This window comes from Paroceanicella profunda, from assembly GCF_005887635.2.
Classification (GTDB): Bacteria; Pseudomonadota; Alphaproteobacteria; order Rhodobacterales; family Rhodobacteraceae; genus Paroceanicella; species Paroceanicella profunda.
On record NZ_CP040820.1, the window covers coordinates 117,605 to 139,638 of the forward strand.

General features: G+C 72.6%; 21 protein-coding genes. 15 read left to right on the forward strand and 6 right to left on the reverse strand.

Translation table 11 applies throughout. The annotated features are described in order from the left end of the window. The first annotated feature begins 36 nt into the window (after positions 1-36). From efeU to FDP22_RS21265, 7 genes are all read left to right on the forward strand, one after another. Positions 37-867, forward strand: a complete 831-nt coding sequence (efeU, locus tag FDP22_RS21235; RefSeq protein ID WP_138576180.1) for an iron uptake transporter permease EfeU — start codon at positions 37-39, stop codon at positions 865-867. After that, the gene (gene efeO, locus FDP22_RS21240) at positions 860-2,074 is read left to right on the forward strand and encodes an iron uptake system protein EfeO (protein ID WP_138576181.1); all 1,215 of its coding nucleotides are present in this window, start codon (positions 860-862) and stop codon (positions 2,072-2,074) included. The genes efeU and efeO (FDP22_RS21240) overlap by 8 nt, the downstream gene beginning before the upstream one ends. Continuing rightward, positions 2,074-3,501, forward strand: a complete 1,428-nt coding sequence (gene efeB / locus FDP22_RS21245) for an iron uptake transporter deferrochelatase/peroxidase subunit (RefSeq protein ID WP_138576182.1) — start codon at positions 2,074-2,076, stop codon at positions 3,499-3,501. The genes efeO (FDP22_RS21240) and efeB overlap by 1 nt, the downstream gene beginning before the upstream one ends. Beyond that, a complete protein-coding gene (gene efeO / locus FDP22_RS21250; protein WP_430226092.1) occupies positions 3,501-4,340 on the forward strand; it encodes an iron uptake system protein EfeO in 840 nt (279 codons plus the stop codon). Before efeB ends, efeO (FDP22_RS21250) begins: the two co-directional genes overlap by 1 nt. 161 nt (positions 4,341-4,501) lie before the next feature. Further along, a complete protein-coding gene (locus FDP22_RS21255; RefSeq protein ID WP_138576183.1) occupies positions 4,502-5,425 on the forward strand; it encodes a DnaJ C-terminal domain-containing protein in 924 nt (307 codons plus the stop codon). Further along, entirely contained in the window at positions 5,422-5,760 is a 339-nt protein-coding gene (locus FDP22_RS21260; RefSeq protein WP_138576184.1) for a chaperone modulator CbpM, read from the forward strand. Before FDP22_RS21255 ends, FDP22_RS21260 begins: the two co-directional genes overlap by 4 nt. A gap of 72 nt (positions 5,761-5,832) precedes the next feature. Beyond that, positions 5,833-6,675, forward strand: a complete 843-nt coding sequence (locus FDP22_RS21265) for a universal stress protein (RefSeq protein ID WP_138576185.1) — start codon at positions 5,833-5,835, stop codon at positions 6,673-6,675. A gap of 127 nt (positions 6,676-6,802) precedes the next feature. Here FDP22_RS21265 and FDP22_RS21270 read toward each other — a convergent pair whose 3' ends face one another. Beyond that, a complete protein-coding gene (locus tag FDP22_RS21270) occupies positions 6,803-7,705 on the reverse strand; it encodes a LysR substrate-binding domain-containing protein (RefSeq protein WP_138576186.1) in 903 nt (300 codons plus the stop codon). Between the two features lie 120 nt (positions 7,706-7,825). On the opposite strand from FDP22_RS21270, the gene FDP22_RS21275 reads away from it, so the two are divergent. From FDP22_RS21275 to FDP22_RS21300, 6 genes are all read left to right on the forward strand, one after another. Next, positions 7,826-8,821, forward strand: a complete 996-nt coding sequence (locus FDP22_RS21275) for an aldo/keto reductase (protein WP_138576187.1) — start codon at positions 7,826-7,828, stop codon at positions 8,819-8,821. 404 nt (positions 8,822-9,225) lie between these two features. Next, a complete protein-coding gene (ytfQ, locus tag FDP22_RS21280) occupies positions 9,226-10,182 on the forward strand; it encodes a galactofuranose ABC transporter, galactofuranose-binding protein YtfQ (protein ID WP_138576188.1) in 957 nt (318 codons plus the stop codon). A gap of 93 nt (positions 10,183-10,275) precedes the next feature. Beyond that, positions 10,276-11,844, forward strand: a complete 1,569-nt coding sequence (locus tag FDP22_RS21285; RefSeq protein ID WP_138576189.1) for a sugar ABC transporter ATP-binding protein — start codon at positions 10,276-10,278, stop codon at positions 11,842-11,844. After that, positions 11,841-12,899: an ABC transporter permease gene (locus FDP22_RS21290; RefSeq protein WP_138576190.1), complete on the forward strand. Its 1,059-nt coding sequence runs from the start codon at positions 11,841-11,843 to the stop codon at positions 12,897-12,899. Before FDP22_RS21285 ends, FDP22_RS21290 begins: the two co-directional genes overlap by 4 nt. Beyond that, entirely contained in the window at positions 12,896-13,876 is a 981-nt protein-coding gene (yjfF, locus tag FDP22_RS21295; RefSeq protein WP_138576191.1) for a galactofuranose ABC transporter, permease protein YjfF, read from the forward strand. The genes FDP22_RS21290 and yjfF overlap by 4 nt, the downstream gene beginning before the upstream one ends. Before the next feature lie 6 nt (positions 13,877-13,882). Then, a complete protein-coding gene (locus FDP22_RS21300) occupies positions 13,883-14,704 on the forward strand; it encodes a FadR/GntR family transcriptional regulator (RefSeq protein WP_138576192.1) in 822 nt (273 codons plus the stop codon). On the opposite strand, the gene FDP22_RS21305 is transcribed toward FDP22_RS21300, so the two are convergent. Next, a complete protein-coding gene (locus FDP22_RS21305) occupies positions 14,686-15,456 on the reverse strand; it encodes a sulfotransferase family protein (protein ID WP_138576193.1) in 771 nt (256 codons plus the stop codon). The genes FDP22_RS21300 and FDP22_RS21305 overlap by 19 nt on opposite strands. Before the next feature lie 98 nt (positions 15,457-15,554). Between FDP22_RS21305 and FDP22_RS21310 the strand changes: the two genes are divergently transcribed. Then, positions 15,555-16,355: a 4'-phosphopantetheinyl transferase family protein gene (locus FDP22_RS21310; protein ID WP_138576194.1), complete on the forward strand. Its 801-nt coding sequence runs from the start codon at positions 15,555-15,557 to the stop codon at positions 16,353-16,355. Positions 16,356-16,478: 123 nt separating this feature from the next. On the opposite strand, the gene FDP22_RS21315 is transcribed toward FDP22_RS21310, so the two are convergent. Next, the gene (locus FDP22_RS21315; protein WP_138576195.1) at positions 16,479-17,042 is read right to left on the reverse strand and encodes a TetR/AcrR family transcriptional regulator; all 564 of its coding nucleotides are present in this window, start codon (positions 17,040-17,042) and stop codon (positions 16,479-16,481) included. 124 nt (positions 17,043-17,166) lie between these two features. On the opposite strand from FDP22_RS21315, the gene FDP22_RS21320 reads away from it, so the two are divergent. After that, positions 17,167-18,399: an MFS transporter gene (locus FDP22_RS21320; protein ID WP_170317827.1), complete on the forward strand. Its 1,233-nt coding sequence runs from the start codon at positions 17,167-17,169 to the stop codon at positions 18,397-18,399. Between the two features lie 115 nt (positions 18,400-18,514). Here the strand turns inward: FDP22_RS21320 and FDP22_RS21325 are convergent, their stop codons facing one another. The 3 genes from FDP22_RS21325 to FDP22_RS21335 form a co-directional block, all read right to left on the reverse strand. Beyond that, positions 18,515-20,284: a CHASE2 domain-containing protein gene (locus FDP22_RS21325; protein ID WP_170317828.1), complete on the reverse strand. Its 1,770-nt coding sequence runs from the start codon at positions 20,282-20,284 to the stop codon at positions 18,515-18,517. Between the two features lie 71 nt (positions 20,285-20,355). Continuing rightward, positions 20,356-20,973, reverse strand: a complete 618-nt coding sequence (locus FDP22_RS21330; RefSeq protein WP_239032015.1) for a FecR family protein — start codon at positions 20,971-20,973, stop codon at positions 20,356-20,358. Next, the gene (locus tag FDP22_RS21335) at positions 20,970-21,647 is read right to left on the reverse strand and encodes a Crp/Fnr family transcriptional regulator (RefSeq protein WP_138576198.1); all 678 of its coding nucleotides are present in this window, start codon (positions 21,645-21,647) and stop codon (positions 20,970-20,972) included. Before FDP22_RS21335 ends, FDP22_RS21330 begins: the two co-directional genes overlap by 4 nt. Positions 21,648-22,034 lie beyond the last annotated feature (387 nt).

Here is a 22,034-nt window from a genome sequence, read left to right on the forward strand (position 1 = left end):
TAAGCGGGTGGAGTTCCAACCAAGGAGAGGGCGCACATGCTGGCTCCGTTTCTCATCATGCTCCGCGAGGGGATCGAAGCCGCATTGATCACCGGCATCGTCGCGACCTACCTGCGCCAGACCGGTCGCGGGGCCTGGTTGCCGGCGGTCTGGGTGGGGGTGCTGCTGGCCGTGGCGGTGTCGCTGTTCGCCGGGGCCGGGCTGGAGCTGGTGCAGGCCGAATTCCCCCAGAAGGCGCAGGAGCTGTTCGAGGCCGTGGTCGGGCTGGTGGCCGTCGGCGTGCTGGTCTCGATGGTGTTCTGGATGCGCAAGGCGGCGCGCTCGATGCGCGCCACGCTGGAGGCCTCGGTGGAGGCCAGTTTCACCGGCAGCAGCAGTGGCGGCTGGGCGCTCATCGGCATGGTGTTCTTCGCCGTGGCGCGCGAGGGGCTCGAGTCCGTCTTCTTCCTGATGGCGGTGTTCGAGCAATCCTCCGGGCCGGGGGCGGCGCTCTCCGCGCTGGCCGGGCTTGCGGTGGCTGCGCTCATCGGCTTCGCGATCTACGTCTGGGGCGTGCGGCTCGACCTGCGGCGCTTCTTCCGGTTCACCGGGGTGTTCATCCTGGTGGTGGCCGCGGGGCTGCTGGCCAGCGTGCTGCGCAACCTGCATGAGGCGGGCCTGTGGAACGGGTTGCAGGAGCTTGCCTGGGACATGAGCGACACCCTGCCGGTGTCCAGCCCCGGCGGCACCGTGCTGTCGGGCCTCTTCAACTACCAGCCGGCGCCCACGCTGGGGGAGGTCGCGGTCTGGGCCGTGTTCCTCGTCGTGTCGCTGTGGCTGTTCCTGCGGCCCGCGCCGCGCAGATCCGGAGAGCGTGCCCATGTCTGACCAGCCTGAGAGGGCGTCCCCGGGCGCGCCCCGGCCCGCCGCGGCGCCGCAGGGCGCGGTGCTGAAATGGGCCGTGGCCGGGGCCGCGCTGCTGGCCGTCGGCGGTGGGGCAGCCTTCTGGTTCGCGGCCGGAAACCGCGGGCCGGCCGGGGCAGGGGACGGGGCCGTGGAGGTTGCGGTGAACGCGGGCGGCTGCGCGCCGGCCCGGCTGGAGCTGCCCGCGGGCACCCATCAGTTCCGCATCCTGAACCGCTCCGACCGCCCGGTGGAGTGGGAGATCCTGGAGGGCGTGATGGTGGTCGCGGAGCGTGAGAACATCGCCCCCGGCTTCAGCCAGACCCTGAGCGCGCGGCTCACCCCCGGCGATTACGAGATCACCTGCGGCCTGCTGTCGAACCCGCGCGGCGCGCTGCACGTCACCCCGTCCGAGGCCACCTCTGCCGTGGCCGGCACCGCCCCGCCGCTGCGCGCGCTCATCGGGCCTTTGTCGGAGTACAAGGTCTACCTGATCCGCGAGGCGCAGGCGCTGGTGCGCGACACCGGCAAGCTGGCCGAGGCGATCGAGGCCGGGGACATGGCCATGGCCCGCGCGCTCTACACCACGGCGCGCGCGCCCTGGCGGCATGTCGAGCCGGTGGCCGCGCGCTTTGCCGACCTGCAGAGCCGCATGGACCCCCAGGCCGCCTGGCTGCGCGACCGCGAGGCGGACGCGGGGTTCACCGGCTTTCACCGCATCGAATACGGGCTTTTCGCGCGCAACAGCCTTGACGGGCTCGCCCCGGTGGCCCGGGCGCTGGCGGCGGATGCGGCCACGCTCTCCGCGCGGCTGCGCGCGCTGAAGGTGACGCCGGAGCTGCTGGCCTCCTCCGGCGCCGGGCTGGCGGCGCGGCTGGGCGATGGCCGCGTTTCGGCCGGGGAGGACCCCTATTCGGGCACCGGGCTCACCGATCTCGACTCGAGCCTCGACGGGCTGGAGAAGCCCGCAACCCTGCTCACCCCGGTTCTGGAGGCGCGCCACCCCGCGCTGGTGGCCGATCTGGAGCAGCGCTTCGCCGCCGCCCGGGCGGTGCTCGCCGCGCATCGGGGCGCGGGCGGATACCCTTCCTTCGAAACCCTGGACGCGCCGGAGCGGGCCGCGCTGGAGACCGCCTTCACGGCGCTCGGCGCCACGCTCGGGCAGCTTCCGCAGGCACTGGGATCAAGCTGATGACCGGGAAAGACGCGCCTTCCGCACCCGAGGTTTCCGAGGCCCGGGCGCGGGCATCCGGCGGCAGTGGCGGTGATGGCGGCGGCCTCCGGGCCGAGGCAAGCCGGGGCCCGCGGCTGGGGCGCCGGCATGTGCTGGTCGGGCTCGCCGGGGGCGGGCTCGCGCTCGGCTGCCCGATGGGGGCCGGCGCGGCCCAGGCGCCGCAGTCCAACCCGGCCACCGACGCGCCGGACGGCACGGGCCGGGGCGCCAGCCGCCAGCCCTTCCACGGGCTGCACCAGTCCGGCATCGTCACGCCGCGGCCGGCCTCCGGGCTGATGGTCGCCTTCGACGTGGTCGCCACCAGCCCGGCCGACCTGGAGACCCTGCTGCGCCGCCTCACCGAGCGCATCGCCTTCCTTACCACCGGCGGGCCGGTGGAGACGCGCGACCCCCGCCTGCCGCCGGTCGATTCCGGCCTGCTCGGGCCGGTGGTGGCGCCGGACGACCTCACGGTCACCGTCTCGCTCGGCGCCTCGCTGTTCGAGAACCGGCCCTGGCTCGGCGGCCTCGCGCCGCGCCGGCTCACCCGGATGGAGGCCTTCCCCAACGATGCGCTGGAGGCCGGCCTGTGCCACGGCGACCTCGCGCTGCAGTTCTGCGCCAACCTGCAGGACACCAACATCCACGCGCTGCGCGACATCCTGAAATCCATGCCGGAATTCCTCGTGCCGCGCTGGATGCAGGAGGGCAGCGTGCCCGTGGTGGCCCATGCGCCGGGCGCGCCGAAGGAAAGCGCGCGCAATTTCCTCGGCTTCCGCGACGGCTCGGCGAACCCCGACGCCGGGGATGAGGCGCTGATGGACCGCGTGGTCTGGGTGGGCGAGGGGGCGGGCGAGCCCGGCTGGGCCACCGGCGGCAGCTACCAGGCCGTGCGCATCATCCGCAATTTCGTCGAGCGCTGGGACCGCACGCCGCTGCGCGAGCAGCAGCGGATCTTCGGCCGGCAGAAGGACAGCGGCGCGCCGCTGGACGGGCGCACCGAGGCCGACCTGCCGGATTACGCGGCCGACCCGGAGGGCGCCGTTACCCCGCTCGCCAGCCACATCCGCCGGGCGAACCCGCGCACGGCCGAGGCCGCCCGCCACCTGATCCTGCGCCGCCCGTTCAACTATTCCAACGGCGTCACCCGCTCCGGCCAGCTGGACCAGGGGTTGCTGTTCATCGCCTACCAGGCGGACCTGGAGGCCGGGTTCATCTCCGTCCAGCGCGCGCTCGATGGCGAGCCGCTGGAGGAGTACATCAAGCCGGTGGGCGGCGGATATTTCTACGTGCTTCCCGGCGTGCGGGACAGCGGGGACTGGCTTGGCCGCTCGCTGATCGACGCCGTGAAGCAGTCACAGGCACAGCCAAGCCCGACGCCAGGCAGCCACACTCAGGAAGGATGATGCGAATGATGACCCTGAAGCAGGCGCTCGCCACGGGAACGCTTCTGGCAGTCGCAGGGCTCGGCGCCCCGCTGCTGGCCGCCACGCAGGAGGTGACGCTCGACCTCGTGGAGCCGATCACCGACTACAAGCTCTACGTCTCCGACCGCACCGCGCAGCTGGTGGAGGACACCGGGGCGCTGGTCGCGGCCATCCATGCCGGCGACCTGGAGAAGGCGAAGGCGCTCTATGCGCCCACCCGCACCTCCTACGAGGAGATCGAGCCGATCGCGGAGCTGTTCGCCGACCTCGACGCCTCCATCGACGCCCGCGCAGATGACTACGAGACCGCGGAGAAGGACCCCGCCTTCACCGGCTTCCACCGCATCGAGTACGGGCTCTGGGTGGAGAAGGACACGGCCGCGATCGCCGGCTACGCCGACCGCCTGATGGCCGACGTGAAGGATCTCGACCAGCGCATCGCCGCCCTCACCTTCCCGCCGGAAACCGTGGTGGGCGGCGCCGCCGCGCTGATGGAGGAGGTCGCGGCCTCCAAGGTCTCGGGTGAGGAAGACCGCTACAGCCGCACCGACCTGTGGGATTTCCAGGCCAACACCGATGGCGCGAAGAAGGTCTTCGAACTGGTCCGCCCGCTCATCGAGCCGACGGACCCGGCGTTCGTGAGCACCGTGCAGTCGAACTTCGACGACGTGGACCAGACCCTCGCGCATTACCGCACCGCGAACGGGTTCGAGGATTACGAGGAGCTGTCGGACCAGGACCGCACCCTGCTCTCCGCCCGGGTGAACACGCTGGCGGAGGATCTCTCCACCCTGCGTGGCAAGCTCGGCCTCGACTGAGCGCGCGCCCCGCGGATGGGCCGCAGCCGGGCCGCGCGCCCGGGTGCGGCCGGATGCCCGGGCGGCAAGGCTGTTCACGGCGCGCCGCCCGGGTGTAGGTTCACCCCGAACACCCGAGTCGGCGCTTCCGGTGCCGCGCCGGGCGGGGAAGGGCATGTCCGATGGCCACGAAAGATACAGATGATCCCTACGCCCTCCTCGGAGTGGCGCGCGACGCCTCGCCGGAGGACATCCGCAAGGCCTACCGCCGGCAGGTGAAGAAGCACCACCCGGACCTGCACCCCGGAGACGCGGGGGCCGAGGCGCGCTTCAAGGCCATCGCCGCGGCGAACGAGATCCTCTCCGACCCGGACAAGCGGGCGCGCTTCGACCGGGGCGAGCTGGACGCGGCCGGCCACGAGACCGGCCGGTCCGGCTTCTGGCGCGACCATGCCGGCAGCGCGGACGCCGGAGCCTACCGCTCCTCCGCCGGGTTCGACGATTTCGCCGGTGCATCCGATTTCTTTTCCGACATTTTCGGGCGGCGCGCCGGGGCGCGGGAGGGCGGCGGCATGAAGATGCGCGGCAGCGACATGCACTACCGCGTCGAGGTGGATTTCCGCACCGCGGCGCGCGGCGGCAAGATCCGGCTCTCCAATGCCGAAGGCGCGGGGTTCGATCTGTCCGTGCCCGAGGGCTGCGAGGAGGGTCAGGTGATCCGCCTCGCCGGGCTGGGCCGGCCGGGCTCGGGCGGCGGGCCGTCGGGCGACGCGCTGGTCTCGGTCTCCATCCGCCCGGACCCGCTGTTCCGCCGCGAGGGCCGCGACATTCTCATCGAGGTGCCCGTCTCCATCGACGAGGTGGTGACCGGCGCCCGCATCGACGTGCCCACGCTGGACGGCACGGTCAAGCTCACCATCCCGAAGGGCGCGGGGGCCAAGGTGCTGCGCCTGCGCGGCAAGGGGGTGCACCCGGGCGGCGACCAGCTCGTGCGGCTGCGCATCGTCGCGCCGGAGGCGGTGGATGACGCGCTCGTCGCGGCCCTGGAGGCCTGGCGCGCCCGGGCCCGCCCCGATCCGCGCCGCAACTGGGGAGGGGCGCGATGACCCTGCTCACCCGCACCCAGCTCTGCGAGGCGCTGCGCGTGGAGACCACGCGCATCGATGTCTGGATCTCCGCCGGCTGGATCCGCCCCGTCGTGGCGGAGGGAGACCCGGGCCCGCGCTTCTCTCCCGCCGACACGGCCCGCGCCGCCTTCCTGCTCAGCCTGGAGCGGGACATGGCGCTGGATGCGGAGACGGTGGAGACCATGCTGTCGCTCGTGGACCAGATCCACGGGCTCCGGCACGAACTGAGGCGCCTCGGCCAGGCCATCGAGGCCCAGCCGGAGCACGTGCGCCGCGAGATCGCCGCGCGGGTGTCCGGCCGGCCCGGAGGCTGAGCGCCTGCGCCGCCCCTGCCGGCGCCGGGCCCGGCAGGCGGCAGCAAGCGGCCCGGACGGAGGGAAAGATCCATGAGCTACAAGACCATCCTGAACGTGTGTGACGAGACCGGGTCGGCCACGCCCGGGTATCAGCTGGCCGTGGCGCTGGCCGGCCGGTTCGACGCGCATCTCGAACTCATCGCCTGCGGGCTGGAGCCGGAACTGACCATGTACGCCTATGACGGGGTGGATGCCGGGCTCATCGCCGAGATGGGCGACCGGGCGCGCGGCCGGGCCGACGCGATCGCCGCCTCCGCCGAGGCGCTGCTCTCGGCCACCGGGCTGCGCTCGGATGTCCGCCGCCTGGTCACCAGCTACGACCGGCTGCAGGCGCGGTTCGGCGCCTATGCCCGCTATGCCGATCTCGTGGTGCTGGACCGGCCGAAGTCCACGGATGACACGGTGGCCGAGCGGCTGCTGGAAGGCGCGCTGTTCGACGGCGATGCCACCGTGCTGCTGTGCCCGCAGACGGAGACCCCCGGCCCGGTTCCCGGTGATTCGGTGGTGATTGCCTGGAACGGCAGCGCCGAGAGCCTGCGCGCGGTGCGCGGCGCCATGCCGTTCCTGGCGCAGGCGCAGCGCGTGGACATCGTGCTGGTGGACCCGGAGCCGGACGCCGAACTCACCGGGGAGGACCCGGGCAGCCTGCTCGCGCTGATGCTGGCCCGGCAGGGGCTTCATGTGAGCGTGACGCCGAAACCCTCCTCCGGGCGGGCCCCGGCGGAAGTGGTGCGCGAACATGCCACCGACATCGGGGCGGATTTGCTGGTGATGGGCGCCTACGGGCATTCCCGCCTGCGCGAGTACCTGCTGGGCGGCGCCACCCGCGACATGCTGGCGGACATGCGCCTTCCGGTGCTGATGGCGCACTGACACCCCGTGCCCGGGCCGGCGCCCCGACGGGCAGGGCACGCCCGGCCCGGCTCTGGCCTGGGCGCCGCGGGGATCCCCGGCCGCCGCCGGTGCGCGGGCGCGGCAGGGGGCCCGCCGTGTTCGCGGATCACCCCCGGGTGCGCTCGGCCTGCAGGAAATCGATGAAGGCGCGCAGCGGGGCCGGCACCAGCCGGCGGCTGGCGTAGTAGAGGAAGGGCCCGGGAAAGCGCGGCGCCCAGTCCTCGAGCACCGGCACCAGCCGCCCCTCCGCCAGCGCCGGGGCCAGAACCTGGTGGAAGGTCCCGTAGATCCCCTCTCCGGCCAGGCAGGCGGCCAGCAGCATGTCGAGCGAGTTGGTCACCATCCGCGCCGGGGGGTCGATGCGCAGCACCGCCTCCCCACGCTCGAACTCCAGGGGCTGGGTGTTGCCGTTCAGGAAGCGGTGGCGCAGGATCCGGTGGGCCAGCAGGTCGCGCGGGTGGCGGGGCGTGCCGTGCCGGGCGAGGTACTCCGGCGTGGCCGCCGCGGCATAGCGCTGCGCGCGCGGCCCGACCGGTACGGCGATCATGTCCTGCGCCAGGTGCTCCTCGAAGCGGATGCCGGCGTCCTGCCCCTCGGCGATGATGTCCAGCAGGCGGTTGTCCGCCGTCACCTCCAGGATGATGCCGGGGTGGGCCCTGAGGAAGCGCGCCGCGATCTCCGGCAGGATGAAGCGCGCCACGATTTCCGGCACCTGCAGGCGCAGCGTGCCGCCGGGCCCGGCATCGGGGCCCGGCGTGGAGTCCAGCGCGTCGGCGAGTTCGGACAGCGCGGGGGAGATGCGCTCGAGCAATTGCGCCCCGGCCTCCGTGGGCGTGACGGAGCGGGTGGAGCGGTGCAGCAGGCGCTGGCCCAGCCGCTCCTCCAGCCGGCGCACCGCGTCGGAGAGCGTGGAGGGCGCCACCCCCCGCCGCGCCGCGGCCGCGCGGAAGCCGCGCGCGCGGGCCACGGCGGCGAAGATCTCCAGGTCGGTCAGGCTGGGATGGGACATTGTACGGCACCTCGGACGGCTTGTCCGACTTTGCCCCGATTATCGAACGGTTGGCCAGAGGGCATAGTTCCGTTGTGGCCGGTGGGCAGCACCGCCACGCAGCGACATGAGGAAAGACACATGGAACAGCGCACACTCGGCCGCACCGGCCCCGAGGTCTCGGCCCTCGGCCTCGGAGCGATGGGGATGTCGGCCGGCGTCTACGGCCCGGCGGACCGCGAGGAGAGCCTCGCCACCCTGCACGCCGCCGTGGATGCCGGCGTGACCCTGATCGACACCGGCGATTTCTACGGCATGGGGCATAACGAGATGCTCATCGGCGAGGCCCTGCGCGGCCTGCCGCGCGAACAGCTGGTGATCAGCGTGAAATTCGGCGCGCTGCGGGACCCCGCCTTCGGCTGGGGCGGCGTGGACAATCGCCCGGCGGCGATGCGCAACTTCGTGGCCTATTCGCTGCAGCGGCTGGGCGTGGAGCAGATCGACATCTACCGCCCGGCGCGGCTGGACCCCGCCGTGCCCATCGAGGAGACGATGGGCGCGCTGGCGGAGATGGTGCAGGCCGGCTGGATCCGCCACATCGGGCTCTCGGAGGTGGGCGCGCAAACCCTGCGGCGCGCCGCCGCCGTGCACCCGGTTTGCGACCTGCAGATCGAGTATTCGTTGATCTCGCGCGGCATCGAGGCGGAGATCCTGCCGGTGGCGCGGGAGCTGGGCATCGGCATCACCGCCTACGGGGTGCTGTCACGCGGGCTGATCAGCGGGCACTGGAGCGCGGGCGCGTCGAAGGCGGGGGATTTCCGCGGCATGAGCCCGCGCTTCGCGGCCGACAATATCGACGCCAACCTCGCGCTCGTCGAGGCGCTGCGGGGCGTGGCGGAGGCGCGCGGGCTGAGCGTGGCGCAGGCGGCCATCGCCTGGGTGGCGGCGCAGGGGCCGGACATCGTGCCGCTCATCGGGGCGCGGCGCCGCGACCGGCTGGCCGAGAGCCTCGGGGCGCTGGAGACCGCCCTCGACGCCGAGGCCCTCGCCGCCATCGCCGCGTCCATGCCGGCCGAGGCGGCGCGCGGCGCGCGCTATCCCGCGATGCAGATGGCGCATCTCGACAGCGAGCACTGAGCCCCGGCACCGGGCCGCGCGGGCGTCTGCCCGCCGGGGCCCGGTGCTCCCCCGCCCGGGCCTCTGCCCGCGTCCGCCAGGTGATTCGCGGCAGGGCACCGGGACCGATGCCACCGCGCGCGGGGAAGCGCAGCCGGGCCTGCCTCACCGGTGAGCGGCTGGCCGGACGCGCCCTGTCCGCGGAACCAGACCTCCAGCCCTGCGCCGCCTTCACGCTCTGCACGGCCCGCCGCGCCGCATCCCCTGCGGCCTGCAGGCCCGGGGCAAAGGCCCACGCCGCTTCTGCCGCTTCCGACGAAGATGATGTGGAGGAGCTCAACAAATTTCTTCCTAAAAGTCCTATTGTATGATTTTTTATTCAGCGCGGCTCCGGCCCGAAAAGAAAAGACTCATGGGAGGAAATCATGCTTCGGAAAACTTTCTGGGGAACGGCGGCGCTTGCCTCGCTGGTTCTCGCTGCGCCCTCGGTGGCCCAGACCATCGGCTTCTCGCAGATCGGCTCGGAATCGGGCTGGCGCGCGGCCGAGACCACGCTCACCCACCAGCAGGCCGAGGAACGGGGCATCGACCTCAAGTTCGCCGACGCCCAGCAGAAGCAGGAAAACCAGATCAAGGCCCTGCGTTCGTTCATCGCCCAGGGCGTGGACGCGATCCTGCTCGCACCCGTGGTGGCCACCGGCTGGGACGCGGTGCTGGAGGAGGCCAAGGAGGCCGAGATCCCGGTGGTGCTGCTGGACCGCACGGTGGACGCGCCGGAGGACCTCTACCTCACCGCTGTCACCTCCGACCTCGTGCATGAGGGCGCCGTGGCCGGGCAGTGGCTGGCCAAGGCCGTGGGCGACGAGCCGTGCAACGTGGTGGAGTTGCAGGGCACCACCGGCTCCTCCCCGGCGATCGACCGCAAGGCGGGCTTCGAGCAGGGTATCGCCGGACATGACAACATCAAGATCATCCGCAGCCAGACCGGCGATTTCACCCGCACCAAGGGCAAGGAGGTGATGGAGAGCTTCCTGAAGGCCGAGGACGGCGGCAAGAACATCTGCGCCCTCTATGCCCATAACGACGACATGGCCGTGGGCGCCATCCAGGCGATCAAGGAAGCCGGGCTGAAACCGGGCGACGACATTCTCGTGGTCTCCATCGACGCCGTGCCCGACATCTTCAAGTCGATGGCCGAGGGAGAGGCGAACGCCACCGTGGAGCTGACGCCGAACATGGCCGGCCCGGCCTTCGACGCGCTGGCCGCCTACATGAAGGACGGCACCGTGCCGCCGAAGTGGATCCAGACCGAATCGAAGCTCTACACCCAGGAAGATGACCCGATGGCCATCTACGAGCAGAAGAAGGGTCTCGGCTACTGACCTTCCCGCCGGCGGGCCTCCGCGGGGGCCCGCCTTCGCGACATGACGGCGAATCGGGGGCCGTGCGGCCCCCGGGAGCAGGGGGAGGACAGGATGGACGAGCGGGAACCGCTCCTGCGGGCGCAGGGCGTGACAAAGGCCTTTCCGGGCGCTCTGGCGCTCGACGGGGTGGATTTCACCCTCCGGCGCGGCGAGGTGCACGCGCTGCTGGGAGAGAACGGGGCCGGCAAGTCGACGCTGGTGAAATGCCTCACCGGGGCCTATCGGCGCGACGGCGGCGACCTCCTGCTGGACGGCAGGCCGATCGACCCGCGTGACACCCAGGCCGCGCAGGAGCTCGGCATCGGCACGGTCTACCAGGAGGTGAACCTGCTGGAGAACCTCACGGTGGCGGAGAACCTGCTGCTGGGCCGGCAGCCGAGGCGCATGGGCCTCGTCTCGCCCGGCGCCACGCGCGCCGCGGCGCGGGAGATGCTGGCCGGCTACGGGCTGGACATCGACGTGGGCCGGCCGCTGGGCAGCTACTCGGTCGCCATCCGGCAGGTGGTGGCCATCGCCCGGGCGGTCGCGCTCTCGGGCAAGGTGCTGATCCTCGACGAGCCCACCGCCAGCCTGGACGCGCGCGAGGTGGAGATGCTGTTCGGCGTGGTGGAGGGGCTGCGGGACCGCGGGCTGGGCATCGTGTTCATCTCGCATTTCCTCGACCAGGTGTTCCGCATCTGCGACCGGGTGACGGTGTTGCGCAACGGCCGGCTGGTCGGCACGCGGGAGACGGCCGGGCTGGACCGGCTGGGCCTGGTGAACATGATGCTCGGCCGCGAGCTGAGCGAGGAAACCCGCGCCCACGGCCGCATCGACGGGCCCGGCGGCGCCCCGGCCCTCGCCTTCCGCGGCTTCGGACGGGCCGGGCGCATCGCCCCGGTGACCCTGGAGATCCGCCGCGGCGAGGTGGTCGGCGTCGCCGGGCTCCTGGGCTCCGGGCGCACGGAACTGGCGGAGACGGTCTTCGGCGTCACCCCGCATGACTGCGGCACGGCGGAGGCGGACGACGGCACGCGCCTGGCCCTCACCTCGCCGCGCGCGGCAGTGGCGGCGGGATTCGGCTTCTGCCCGGAGGACCGCAAGACCGACGCGCTGGTGGGCGATCTCTCCATCCGCGAGAACATCGTGCTCGCCCTGCAGGCCCGGCGCGGCTGGGCCCGCCCGGTGCCGCGGCGCGAGCAGGCCGCGCTGGCCGATGACTACATCGCCCGGCTCGACATCCGCACCACGGACGCGGAGAAACCCGCCGGCCAGCTCTCCGGCGGCAACCAGCAGAAGGTGATCCTGGCGCGCTGGCTGGCCACGAACCCGCGCTTCCTCATCCTCGACGAGCCCACCCGCGGCATCGACGTGGGCGCCCATGCCGAGATCATCCGGCTGATAGAGGAGCTCTGCGCGGCCGGCATGTCGCTCCTCGTGATCTCCTCGGAGCTCGACGAGCTGGTGAGCTATTCCCACCGGGTGATCGTGCTGCGCGACCGCGCCCAGGTGGCGGCGCTGGAAGGCGCCGGCATCACGGTGGAGAGCATCGTCTCCGCCATCGCGGCGCCCGGAAAGGCCGCGGGGCCCGGCCCCGCACCGGACGCCCGCGCGCCGGCACGCGAAGGAGCAGGCGCATGAGCCGCACGCAGGACTTCCTCCGCCGCATCCTGCCGCAGGTCGTCACGCTGGCCGTGGTGCTGGGGCTGATCGCGGCGGTCTATCCCGGCTTCTTCGACATCTCGATGGCGAACGGCCGGCTCTATGGCTCGGTCATCGACATCCTGAACCGCGGCGCCCCGGTGGCGCTGCTGGCCATCGGCATGACGCTGGTCATCGCCACCCGCGGCATCGACCTCTCGGTGGGCGCGATCATGGCGATCTGCGGCGCGGTGGTGGCGGCGGCCATCACCTCCGGCTTCGGGCTTGCGCCGGCGCTGGGGCTGGCGCTCGCCGCCGGGCTGGCCTGCGGGCTGTGGAACGGGCTCCTCGTGGTGCTGTTCGACATCCAGCCCATCGTGGCGACGCTCATCCTGATGGTGGCGGGCCGGGGCATCGCCCAGCTTGTGACCGAGGGCGCCATTCTCACCTTCACCCACGAGGGGCTGATCTTCCTCGGCTCCGGCGCCATCTTCGGCGTGCCCACGCCGGTGGCGATCTGGCTCGCGGCCGGCGCCCTCACGCTCCTCGTCGTGCGGCGCACGGCGCTCGGCATGCTCATCGAGGCGGTGGGCATCAACCGGCGCGCCGGCGCGCTCGCCGGTGTGGGGGCGGGGGCGCTGATCGTGGCGGTCTACATGGTCTCCGGGCTCTGCGCGGGCGTGGCCGGGGTGATCGCGGCCGCCGACATCCGCGGCGCGGACGCGAACAATGCCGGGCTGTGGCTGGAACTGGACGCCATCCTGGCGGTGGTGATCGGGGGCACCTCGCTCCTGGGCGGGCGCTTCTCCATCGCCGCCTCGCTGATCGGCGCGATGATCATCCAGTCGGTGAACACCGGCATCCTGCTGTCCGGCTTCCCGCCGGAATTCAACCTCATCATCAAGGCGGCGATCATCATCGCCATCCTCGTGCTGCAGTCGCCCCGGCTGCGCGGGGGGCCGCGCCTGCGCCGCTCCGGCGGCCGGGCGAGCCCGCGCAAGCAGGCCCCGCGCGACCAGGCCCCGGCCGAGAAGAAGGAGCGCGTCCCCTCATGACCTCCCGCCACCTGCCGCTTGCGGCCACGCTGCTGATCTTCCTCGCCGCCTATGCCGCCTGCTACGCGCAGTTCCCGGCCATGCTCTCCACCCGGGTGGTGGGCAACCTGCTCACCGACAACGCCTTCCTCGGCATCGTGGCGGTGGGGATGACCTTCGTCATCCTCTCGGGCGGGATCGACCTCTCGGTGGGGTCGGTCATCGCCTTCTCCGGCGTGTTCATCGCGGTGATGCTGCGCGACACCGGGCTGCACCCGCTGGCGGTCTTCGCGCTGCTCCTCCTGCTCACCACCGCCTTCGGCGCGGCGATGGGGGCGATCATCCACCTGCTGGAGATGCCGGCCTTCATCGTGACGCTGGCGGGCATGTTCCTCGCCCGCGGCATGGCCTACGTGCTGTCGATCGATTCGATCCCCATCAGCCACGAGTTCTACACCACGCTGCAGAAGGCGTACTGGCTGATGCCCGGCAAGGGCCGGCTCACGCTCATCGGCGGGCTGATGCTGCTGGTGGTGCTGGGCGGCGTCCTGCTGGCGCATCGCACCCGCTTCGGCGCGAACATCTACGCGCTCGGCGGGGGCGTGCAGACCGCGCGGCTGATGGGCGTGCCGGTGGGCCGCACCACGGTGGGCATCTACGCGCTCTCCGGTTTCCTGGCCGGGCTGGGCGGCATCGTCTTCTCGCTCTACACCTCGGCGGGCTATTCGCTGGCGGCAGTGGGGGTGGAGCTCGATGCCATCGCCGCGGTGGTGATCGGTGGCACGCTGCTCACCGGGGGCAGCGGGTTCATCGCCGGCACGCTGATCGGCGTGCTGATCATGGGGCTGATCCAGACCTACATCATCTTCGACGGCACGCTGTCGAGCTGGTGGACGAAGATCGTCATCGGAATCCTGCTCTTCGCGTTCATCCTGTTGCAAAAGGGGCTGCTCTGGGCCACGACGGGACGCAGGTGGAACCTTGCAGGATCGGGATGACGGGCCATGCCGCTGCTGAAATCGGCGATATCGGGGCGGGCGCTGCGCAACAGCCATGCGCATGTCGTCCACGAGATCGGGCTCGCGATTGTCGGCGGCGATTACGAGGTGGGCTCGCTGCTGCCCAATGACGCGGAGCTGGCGGCGCGCTTCGGCGTGTCGCGCACCGTGCTGCGCGAGGCGATGAAAACCCTGGCGGCCAAGGGCATGCTGGTGCCGCGCGCGCGCATCGGCACAAGGGTGACGGAGCGCACCGCCTGGAACCTGTTCGACGCGGAACTGCTGGGCTGGCACTTCGAGGCCGGGGTGGACCGCGCCTTCCTCAGCCACCTGTGCGACATGCGCCTGTCCTTCGAGCCCTCCGCCGCGCGGCTGGCCGCGCGGAGGGCGCGGCCCGCGCAGGTGGCGCGGCTGTTCCTGCTGGCGGACCGGATGGCCGAGGCGCAGAGCTCCGAGGCCTTCGCAATGGCCGACCTGGAGTTCCACATGACCGTGCTCGAAGCCTCCGCCAACCCGTTCATGCTCTCGGTCGGCAGCCTGATCGAGGCGGCGCTGGTGAGCGTGTTCCGCATGAGCTCCCCCACCCGGCATGTCGCCGGCGTGGCGGAGTCCGCCCAGGCGCACCGCCGCATCGCCCAGGCGATCGCGGAGGGGGACGCCGATGCCGCCGCGCGCGCCATGGAAGGCGTGATCGTGGTGGGCTGGGAGAATGTCCAGCACAGCGACACGCTCTCCGGCCCGGCCGGCGCGCTGCCGCCCGTGCTGGCCCCGGCGCGGGCCGAAACGGGCCCCGGCGCGCCCGCGCCCGCTCAGCCCCGGCGCGGGTAGCCGAAGGCCTCGAAATCCTGTTCGAACACCTTGTACACCCGCTTGCGCAGCGCCGGGGTGTAATGGGCGGCCAGCTTGTCGCCCGCATCGTTCCTGTGCGGCGAGAACCGGGCGAGATGGGCCGGGTCCAACCCCGTCTCGCGGCAGACATGCGCCATGCCCTCCTCCAGCCGCTCCATGCGCCCGATGAAGTGATAGTCCATCACGTCCACGCAATTGTGCAGGTGTTGCGGGCGCCAGTGCGGGTCCATCAGGGCCGCCGGCGTGGCGGCCACCACCTCCACGAACTCCGCGAAGCTGATCTCCCGCGTGGCGTTCGCGCTCAGGCCCAGCACCGCCTTCACCTGCAGGGCCTGCGGCCGGTCGCCCACGATCTTGTCCAGCCAGGCCGAGAGCAGCCGGTCATAGGGGTTGCGCACGAAGCAGAAGCGGAAGAAGCCCGAGTCCGGCTGCAGCAGCCGCCGGAAGGGATAGGCCTGTTTCACGTTCAGCAGCGGCGAGAACTCGCGGTTGTGCAGGAAGTCGAATTCCTCGTAGCTCAGCTCACCCTTGTCGAACAGCTCCGTGCCGGGAAGCTCGTTCTTGATCAGGAAGCGCTTGATCGTCGAACAGGCCACCTTCGGCGTTTCGAAATACACATAGCGGTGGCGCGCGGAGATGTTGATGGCGTAGACGAGATGCTGGAATCCATTGCTGGCGGTGAGGAAATCGAGATCGTCCTGCGCGTGTTGAAGACGGCTCTTGAGGGGCATCTGACAGGCACCTTCTTGGTGGGGAGGCGGTCGAAAGGACTGCGTCTTCAAAGGAATAGGCCGGTGGCGCCGCTGATTCAACCGGCACGGCCCGCCGCATGAGCCCGCAGGCCGGGGGCGCGGCGCTGCGCATCGACCGGCTGGAGGCGCGCCCGCCGCTGCCCGCGCCGGCGGGGCTGGTGTTCCGCGCCTGCAGCTTCGAGCGCCCGGGGCAGGGCGCCGCGGGGCCCCTGCGGGCGGAGCATGGCGGAGCGGATCGGGACGGCCCGGGCGCGGGCGGGCATCCGCCGGAGCAGGAGGGGGTCGAGGCCCCGCTCCGCGTCGCGCTTCCGGAAAGCCTGCACCGCGCGGTGGCCGGGCGCCGGGCGGAGTTTCTCGCCGGGCGCCTCTGCGCCATGGCCGCGCTGCGTGCGCTCACCGGCGTGGCGGCACCTGTGCCGGTGGGGCCGGGGCGCGCCCCGCTCTGGCCCGAGGGCGTGGCGGGCAGTCTCACGCATTCCGGCGGGCGGGCGCTGGCCGTGGTGGGGCGGGCGGCGGAGTGGCCCTTCCTCGGGCTCGACCTGGAGCCGGTGATGACCGATGCGCGCGCCGCGCCCCTGGCCGACAGCATCCTCGCGCCGGGCGATGCGGAGCAGTGCCCGCCGGGCATCGGGCCGGGCGCCTTCACCACGCTGGTGTTCTGCGCCAAGGAGGCGGTCTACAAAGCGGTCTACCCGCGCGTGCGCCGGGTGGTGGACTTCCAGGAGGCGCGGGTGCTCGGGGTCTGGCCCGGCGAGGGCCGCATCGAGCTTGCCTTCGAGGAAACGGTGCGGGCCCCGGGGGTCACCGGCCGGGTGTTCGCGCTGCGCTACGCGTTCGACGGGCAGGCCTGCATCAGCCTCGCCGCCGAGGGCCCCTAGGCGGCGCGGAGGCGCCCCGGCGCCGGCCGGGTCCGCGCGGCGCGTCAGGTGCCCGTTGGCGGTGCGAGCGTTGGCGGGGCGAGGGCCCGCTCCGCAGGACGGGCGCGGGCCGGCCCGCGCCGGTCATCCCTCCGGCTCCGCGAACAGCCGGGAGACCAGCCGGAGCCCCTGTTCGGCGCTCGGGGTTTCCCAGAACAGGATGCGGTACATGATCGGCCCGACGACGGTGTCGATCACCCGGTCGGTGTCCGGGAAGGGCTCGCCGCGGGCCGCGGCCCGGGCGCCGATCTCCTCGATCTGGGAGCGGGTGTAGAAACAGCAGCGCGTGGCGTTCCCGGTGCAGGACTGGCTGGCGATGACGTCGCGGATCATCGCGCGGCCGGGCTCGGAGGCCATCTCCTCCAGGTATTGCTCGGCCCAGGCCTCGAGGTCGCCGCGCGCGGTGCCGGTGTCGGCGGGCGGGGTGTCGGGGCGGAAACGCTCCACGGCCACGTCGGCCAGAAGCTCCTGCAGGTCGCCCCAGCGGCGGTAGATCGTGGAGGGGGTGACCCCGGCCTCCGCCGCGATCATCGGAATGGTGACGGCGGCGCGGTTCTCCGAAGCCAGCAGCCGGGTCACGGCGGCATGAACTGAGGCCTGCACGCGCGCGCTGCGCCCTCCGGGCCGTATGGTGCCTCGCAACTCCATGAAAACGCTCCGCTTCCCCGTTTCCGTCTTATCTTGTCCTGCAAAAGCAAATAATTTGCCTTTGTGAGCATCATCGGCTACACCGGTAAATGCAATGATTTTGCTTTAGATGGAACACTCCGACATGTCCAGCCTTCAGGCCTCCACCACCGGTCAGCCGGCCGCATCCGACATGCCGCCGGGCCAGCGCGGCACGATCGCCTTCCATGCCGGCACCCTGTTCACCTTCTACGCGGCCTCCGCCGCGCCGACGCCGCTCTATCGGCTCTACCAGGAGCTCTGGGGCCTCTCGCCCATGCTGGTGACGCTGGTCTTCGCGGTCTATGCCTTCAGCCTGCTCGCCGCGCTGCTGGTGGTCGGGTCGATCTCCGACCACGTGGGCCGCCGGCCGGCCATCGCGGTGGCGCTGATGCTGCAGGTCGGCGCCATGGCGCTCTTCGCGGTGGCGCAGGATGTGACGCTGCTGCTGGCCGCGCGCATCGCGCAGGGGCTGGCCACCGGCGCCGCGGCCAGTGCCATCGGCGCGGCGCTGGTGGACGTGAGCCGCACGCGCGGGCCGCTGATCAACGCGCTGTCGCCGATGCTGGGCATGGCCACGGGCGCCCTCGTCGCGGGGATTCTGGTGAGCTGGGCGCCGGCGCCGCTGCGGCTGGTCTACCTGGTGTTGCTGGCGCTGAACGTGGTGCAGCTCGCGCTGCTGCTCACCCGGGTGCCGGAGACCATGGCCCGCCGCCCCGGGGCGCTGAACGCGCTCTGGCCGCGGCTGCGGGTGCCCGCCGGGCTGGGGCGGCAGCTGCTGGGCGTCTCGCCGGTGAACGTGGCGGTGTGGAGCCTGGGCGGCATCTTCCTGTCCATCATCCCCACGCTGGTGAGCCGGGTGACCGGCATCACCTCGCCGATGCTGGGCGCGGGCGTGGTGTGCCTGCTCACCTTCAGCGCGGCAACCTCGGTGTTCTCCAACCGCGGGCGCCCGCCGATGAAGGTGCTGGCCTTCGGGGTGGGCTGCCTGTTGCCGGGGCTGCTGATCCTGGTGCTGGCGGTGCGCACCGGCAGCGTGCCCTTGCTGCTGCTGGCCCCGGTGATCGGCGGGCTCGGCTTCGGGGCGATCTTCCAGGGCAGCCTGAACACGCTGCTGCCGCTGGTCGGCCCGCAGGACCGGGCGGAGCTGCTGTCGATCTTCTACGTGGAATGCTACCTGTCGATGAGCGTGCCGGCCATCGCCGCCGGCGCCCTGGCCAGCCGCATCGGCATCGTCGCGACGGTGGAGATCTTCGCGCTCGTCTCCGGGGTGATGGCGGGCGGCGGCTTCCTCGCCCTGTGGCTCGGGGCGCGGCGGCGACAGCGCTGCCCCGGCTGAGGGCTGTGCGCGGGGCCGGGGCGCGCGGCGTCCGGCGGGCCCGGAGGCGCGCGCCGGGGGCTGTCATCGGGCCGGGCCGATCGCCTGCCGGCCGCCTCGCGAAGAGGCCGTGCCCTCAGCCCCGGGGGCAGCGCCAGAGCGAGACGGCGACCTCCGCCATCCGGCCGCGGATCGCGACCACCCGGCGCGCGTCGGGTTCGGGCAGGCCGGCGAGCACCTCCGGCCCCGCGCCGCACACCAGGTCGGCGGAGGCCGCGATGACCGCCCCGTCGGCCTTGGCCACCTCCATCAGCCGCGAGGCGAGGTTCACGCTGTCGCCCGTCACGGTGACATGCTGGTGCGTCTCATGCCCCAGGCGCGAGACCACCACCGGCCCGCGGTGCACGCCGATCCGCAGGTCGGGCGAGATGCCGGGCAGCCCGGGCAGGGCCAGCCCGCGCACCGCCGGCACCATGGCGAACGCGGCGCGCAGGGCGTGGGCGGCATCCTCCGGCGCCGGTTCGGGCAGGCCGAACACCACCATCGCCCCGTCGCCCATGTAGGTCAGCACCAGGCCCTGCTGGGCGTCGACCACCCGGTTGATGCAGCCGTGGAACTCCTTCAGGAACTCCCGTGTCGCCGCCGGCCCGAGGATCTCGCTGAGCCGGGTGAACCCCGAGAGGTCGACGAACATCACCGCGGCGGTGATCGCCACCGGCTCGGAGAGGAAATCCGGATCGGTGGCGATGCGGGCGGCGAGCAGCGGCGGCTGGAAGTGGCTCAGCGCCTCCACCGCGCGTCCGCTGGCCCGGGCCGACTGCCGTTCCAGCAGGTGGCGGGCCGAGGCGACCAGCGCCACCGGCGGCAGGCAGGCGGCCAGCGGCAGCGCGGCGCTGAACCAGGCGCCGCGCGCATAGGCCAGCGTGCCCGCGCCCAGCCAGAGCGCCAGCGCCCCCAGCACCAGCGGCACCCCGTAGGAGAGCGGCATCAGCGCCACCGCCATCACCCCGCCGAGCGCGAGCAGGGCGGAGACCGCGACATCGGCGCGCCGGATCTGCGCGCTGCGGGTGAGGCCCTCGCCCGAGAGCAGGGTGGACATGCCGGAGGCCAGCACCTCCACGCCCGGGGTGACCGGGTCGAACGGGGTGGAGAAGCGGTCGCCCACCGCGGTGGCGGTGTAGCCCAGCACCACCAGCTTTCCTTCCAGCCCGGCCGCGTTCGCCGGCATGTCCAGCAGGCTGCGGGCGGAGACGGTGCGGATGGTGCCCGCCGGCCCGGGCGCGCGCAGCGGCAGGTGGTAACCGATGTCCACCGGCCGGTGCCGCGCGCCGAGGCGGATCTCGCCGGTGCCGATCTCCGGGGTCGTCCCGGTCCAGAGGGCCGCGGCCTTCAGCACGAAGGAGGCCTCGATGCCCCGCTCGCTGCGGTAGAGCAGCGGCACGTGGCGCGGGGTGCCGGAGGCGTCGGTGACGATGTTCACCAGGCCGGAGGCGGCCACTGCGGCAAAGCGCTGCAGCGGGCGCAGCGTGCCCTCGGTGACCGGAAGCCCGCCGCGCCCCGCCGCCTCCGGCCGGAAGCGCCCGGCTGCGGCCAGCACGCTGGGCACCCGGCCAAGCGCCTCGGCGAGCTGCGCATCGGTGATCGGGAATCCGGTCTCGACTAGCAGCACGTCGATGGCCAGCGCCCGGGCGCCGTCATCCGCGATGCGGTTCACGATCTCGGCCAGCCGGGTGCGGGGCAGGGGGTAGGTGCCGCCGTCCCCGGCCAGCGTGGCGTCGTCGATGGCCACGATCACCACCTCCGGCGGCGGCGTCACGGGGCCGGCCACCAGCAGGCGCAGGTCGGTGAGCGTGGCCTCCGGCCAGTCCAGCGCGCCGCGCCAGCCCTCCAGGTGGGGCCGTGCCAACAGCGTGACCCAGAGGGCCGCGAGCACCGCCCCCGCGAGGGCGATGGCCAGGGGCGCCCGCGCCGCGCGCCTCACCGGGCGAAGCGCGCCATGAGGCCGCTGACGCGCGCCGCGCCCCAGGTCTGCACCTCGAGCGGCAGGCCGGGCGCCACGTCCACCCCCTCGCCCGGGCCGAGCAGCACGGTGTCGGAGGGGGTGCCCACATGCGCCACCGCCACCCGGCCGGAGCGCACGAAGACGGCGGTGCTCTCCTCCCCCACATCCACCGCCCAGACCGTGCCGCGCACCGAGGCGATGGCATGGGGTGTGCGGATCTGGAACGGGTGGTGCGGGCCGGAGCCGTCCTCGACATAAGCGCCGCCGCGCTCCAGGTCGATCTGCGTGACCGGGGCCTCCCCCGCCGGCAGGGCGATGCCCAGGGCGGCGGCGGCTTCGGCCTCGAAGACCAGCCCGCCGGGGCACACGAAACCGCGCCGCGGCGGGTCGGGCAGGAGCCGGGTGGTGCAGCCTGCGCCGGCCCCGGTCTGCGGGCCGGCCTGCGCCCGTGCATCGGCGGGCACCAGCCCGGCCAGCACCAGCCCGGCCAGGGCCACCAGCCCGATCATGCAGCGCGCCGGCTTCGGCGGGCGGACGTGGCGGCGCGGGATCCTGCGGCAGGTCTGCGCGTATGAGCGACGGGTGGGCGTCATTTCGACAGCTCCTCGATGCGGGTCAGGAAATCGGTGTCGTGAACGGTGATCCGCCGCCGCCCGAGGCTGATGTGCCCCTCGGCCTGCCAGCGGCGCAGCTGGCGGTTCACCGTCTCGCGCGTGGCGCCGGCGAGCAGGGCCAGTTCCTCCTGGGAAATGAGGATCTCGGAACCGTAATCCTCCACCAGCACCGCCATGCGGCGGGCCAGCCGGGCCGGCAGGGTGAGGAAGCCGCGGTCCTCCATGCGCGCGGAGACGTCTCGCAGCCGGGCGCAGAGCAGCTCGATCACCTGCACCGCAAGCGAGCTGTCCGCCGCCAGCAGCCGCAGGAAGGTGCTGCGCGGCACGAAGAACAGCTCCGCATCCTCGATCACCACCGCGTCGGCGGTGCGCGCCTGCCCGTCGAGCAGGGCGATCTCGCCGAAGACGTCACCGCTGCCGAGCATGTTGAGCGTCATGCGCCGGCCGGTCTCGTCGGTCACGGAAATGGCGACCTGCCCGCGCCGGACGAGGTAGAGCCCGTCGGCGGTATCGCCCTTGAAGAACAGCGTCTCGCCCGCGCGGGGGCGGCGCATGGTGCCGATGGCGGCGATCTTCTCCCGCGCGGCGGGCGAGAGCCCGGCGAAGAACGGGTTCGCGGCGAGCATCGGCATGAGCCCGGTCGGCTGTGTCATCGTCCATCTCCCGGCTGTGGCGGAGCCCGGTGCTCCGGCGGCGAATGTGATGGGCCCGCCCCCGCCCGGTGGCGCGGGACGTGCCGGTGGCTGCCGCAGGAGCCGACGCGCGGCGTACGAAACAGGTGAGCGCGGTGCGCCCGCCGGTGGCCGGCGGACCGGCCTGCCTGCCCGGCCGGCCGGCGCCGTCCGGCCGATGGCCCGTTCACGCGGGCTGGACGGCGCTCCGGTCTCGGGGCGGACACTGTGCCCGATCGGCCGGCGGGACTATGCGGTGGATCACACAGCCCCCGGCGAACTGTGCGACATCACTGCCCGCCACGGCAAGGCTCGTGTGTGGGGTGAGGAGGGTTCCGGTGCGGACCGTCCGGAACCCGATGATGAAAT

What these genes read in the sequence shown, in the direction of transcription:
- efeU (WP_138576180.1), top strand. Translation starts at nt 37, where the DNA reads ATGCTGGCTCCGTTTCTCATCATGCTCCGCGAGGGGATCGAAGCCGCA.
- efeO (WP_138576181.1), top strand. Translation starts at nt 860, where the DNA reads ATGTCTGACCAGCCTGAGAGGGCGTCCCCGGGCGCGCCCCGGCCCGCC.
- efeB (WP_138576182.1), top strand. Translation starts at nt 2,074, where the DNA reads ATGACCGGGAAAGACGCGCCTTCCGCACCCGAGGTTTCCGAGGCCCGG.
- efeO (WP_430226092.1), top strand. Translation starts at nt 3,501, where the DNA reads ATGCGAATGATGACCCTGAAGCAGGCGCTCGCCACGGGAACGCTTCTG.
- FDP22_RS21255 (WP_138576183.1), top strand. Translation starts at nt 4,502, where the DNA reads ATGGCCACGAAAGATACAGATGATCCCTACGCCCTCCTCGGAGTGGCG.
- FDP22_RS21260 (WP_138576184.1), top strand. Translation starts at nt 5,422, where the DNA reads ATGACCCTGCTCACCCGCACCCAGCTCTGCGAGGCGCTGCGCGTGGAG.
- FDP22_RS21265 (WP_138576185.1), top strand. Translation starts at nt 5,833, where the DNA reads ATGAGCTACAAGACCATCCTGAACGTGTGTGACGAGACCGGGTCGGCC.
- FDP22_RS21270 (WP_138576186.1), bottom strand. Translation starts at nt 7,705, where the DNA reads ATGTCCCATCCCAGCCTGACCGACCTGGAGATCTTCGCCGCCGTGGCC.
- FDP22_RS21275 (WP_138576187.1), top strand. Translation starts at nt 7,826, where the DNA reads ATGGAACAGCGCACACTCGGCCGCACCGGCCCCGAGGTCTCGGCCCTC.
- ytfQ (WP_138576188.1), top strand. Translation starts at nt 9,226, where the DNA reads ATGCTTCGGAAAACTTTCTGGGGAACGGCGGCGCTTGCCTCGCTGGTT.
- FDP22_RS21285 (WP_138576189.1), top strand. Translation starts at nt 10,276, where the DNA reads ATGGACGAGCGGGAACCGCTCCTGCGGGCGCAGGGCGTGACAAAGGCC.
- FDP22_RS21290 (WP_138576190.1), top strand. Translation starts at nt 11,841, where the DNA reads ATGAGCCGCACGCAGGACTTCCTCCGCCGCATCCTGCCGCAGGTCGTC.
- yjfF (WP_138576191.1), top strand. Translation starts at nt 12,896, where the DNA reads ATGACCTCCCGCCACCTGCCGCTTGCGGCCACGCTGCTGATCTTCCTC.
- FDP22_RS21300 (WP_138576192.1), top strand. Translation starts at nt 13,883, where the DNA reads ATGCCGCTGCTGAAATCGGCGATATCGGGGCGGGCGCTGCGCAACAGC.
- FDP22_RS21305 (WP_138576193.1), bottom strand. Translation starts at nt 15,456, where the DNA reads ATGCCCCTCAAGAGCCGTCTTCAACACGCGCAGGACGATCTCGATTTC.
- FDP22_RS21310 (WP_138576194.1), top strand. Translation starts at nt 15,555, where the DNA reads ATGAGCCCGCAGGCCGGGGGCGCGGCGCTGCGCATCGACCGGCTGGAG.
- FDP22_RS21315 (WP_138576195.1), bottom strand. Translation starts at nt 17,042, where the DNA reads ATGGAGTTGCGAGGCACCATACGGCCCGGAGGGCGCAGCGCGCGCGTG.
- FDP22_RS21320 (WP_170317827.1), top strand. Translation starts at nt 17,167, where the DNA reads ATGTCCAGCCTTCAGGCCTCCACCACCGGTCAGCCGGCCGCATCCGAC.
- FDP22_RS21330 (WP_239032015.1), bottom strand. Translation starts at nt 20,973, where the DNA reads ATGACGCCCACCCGTCGCTCATACGCGCAGACCTGCCGCAGGATCCCG.
- FDP22_RS21335 (WP_138576198.1), bottom strand. Translation starts at nt 21,647, where the DNA reads ATGACACAGCCGACCGGGCTCATGCCGATGCTCGCCGCGAACCCGTTC.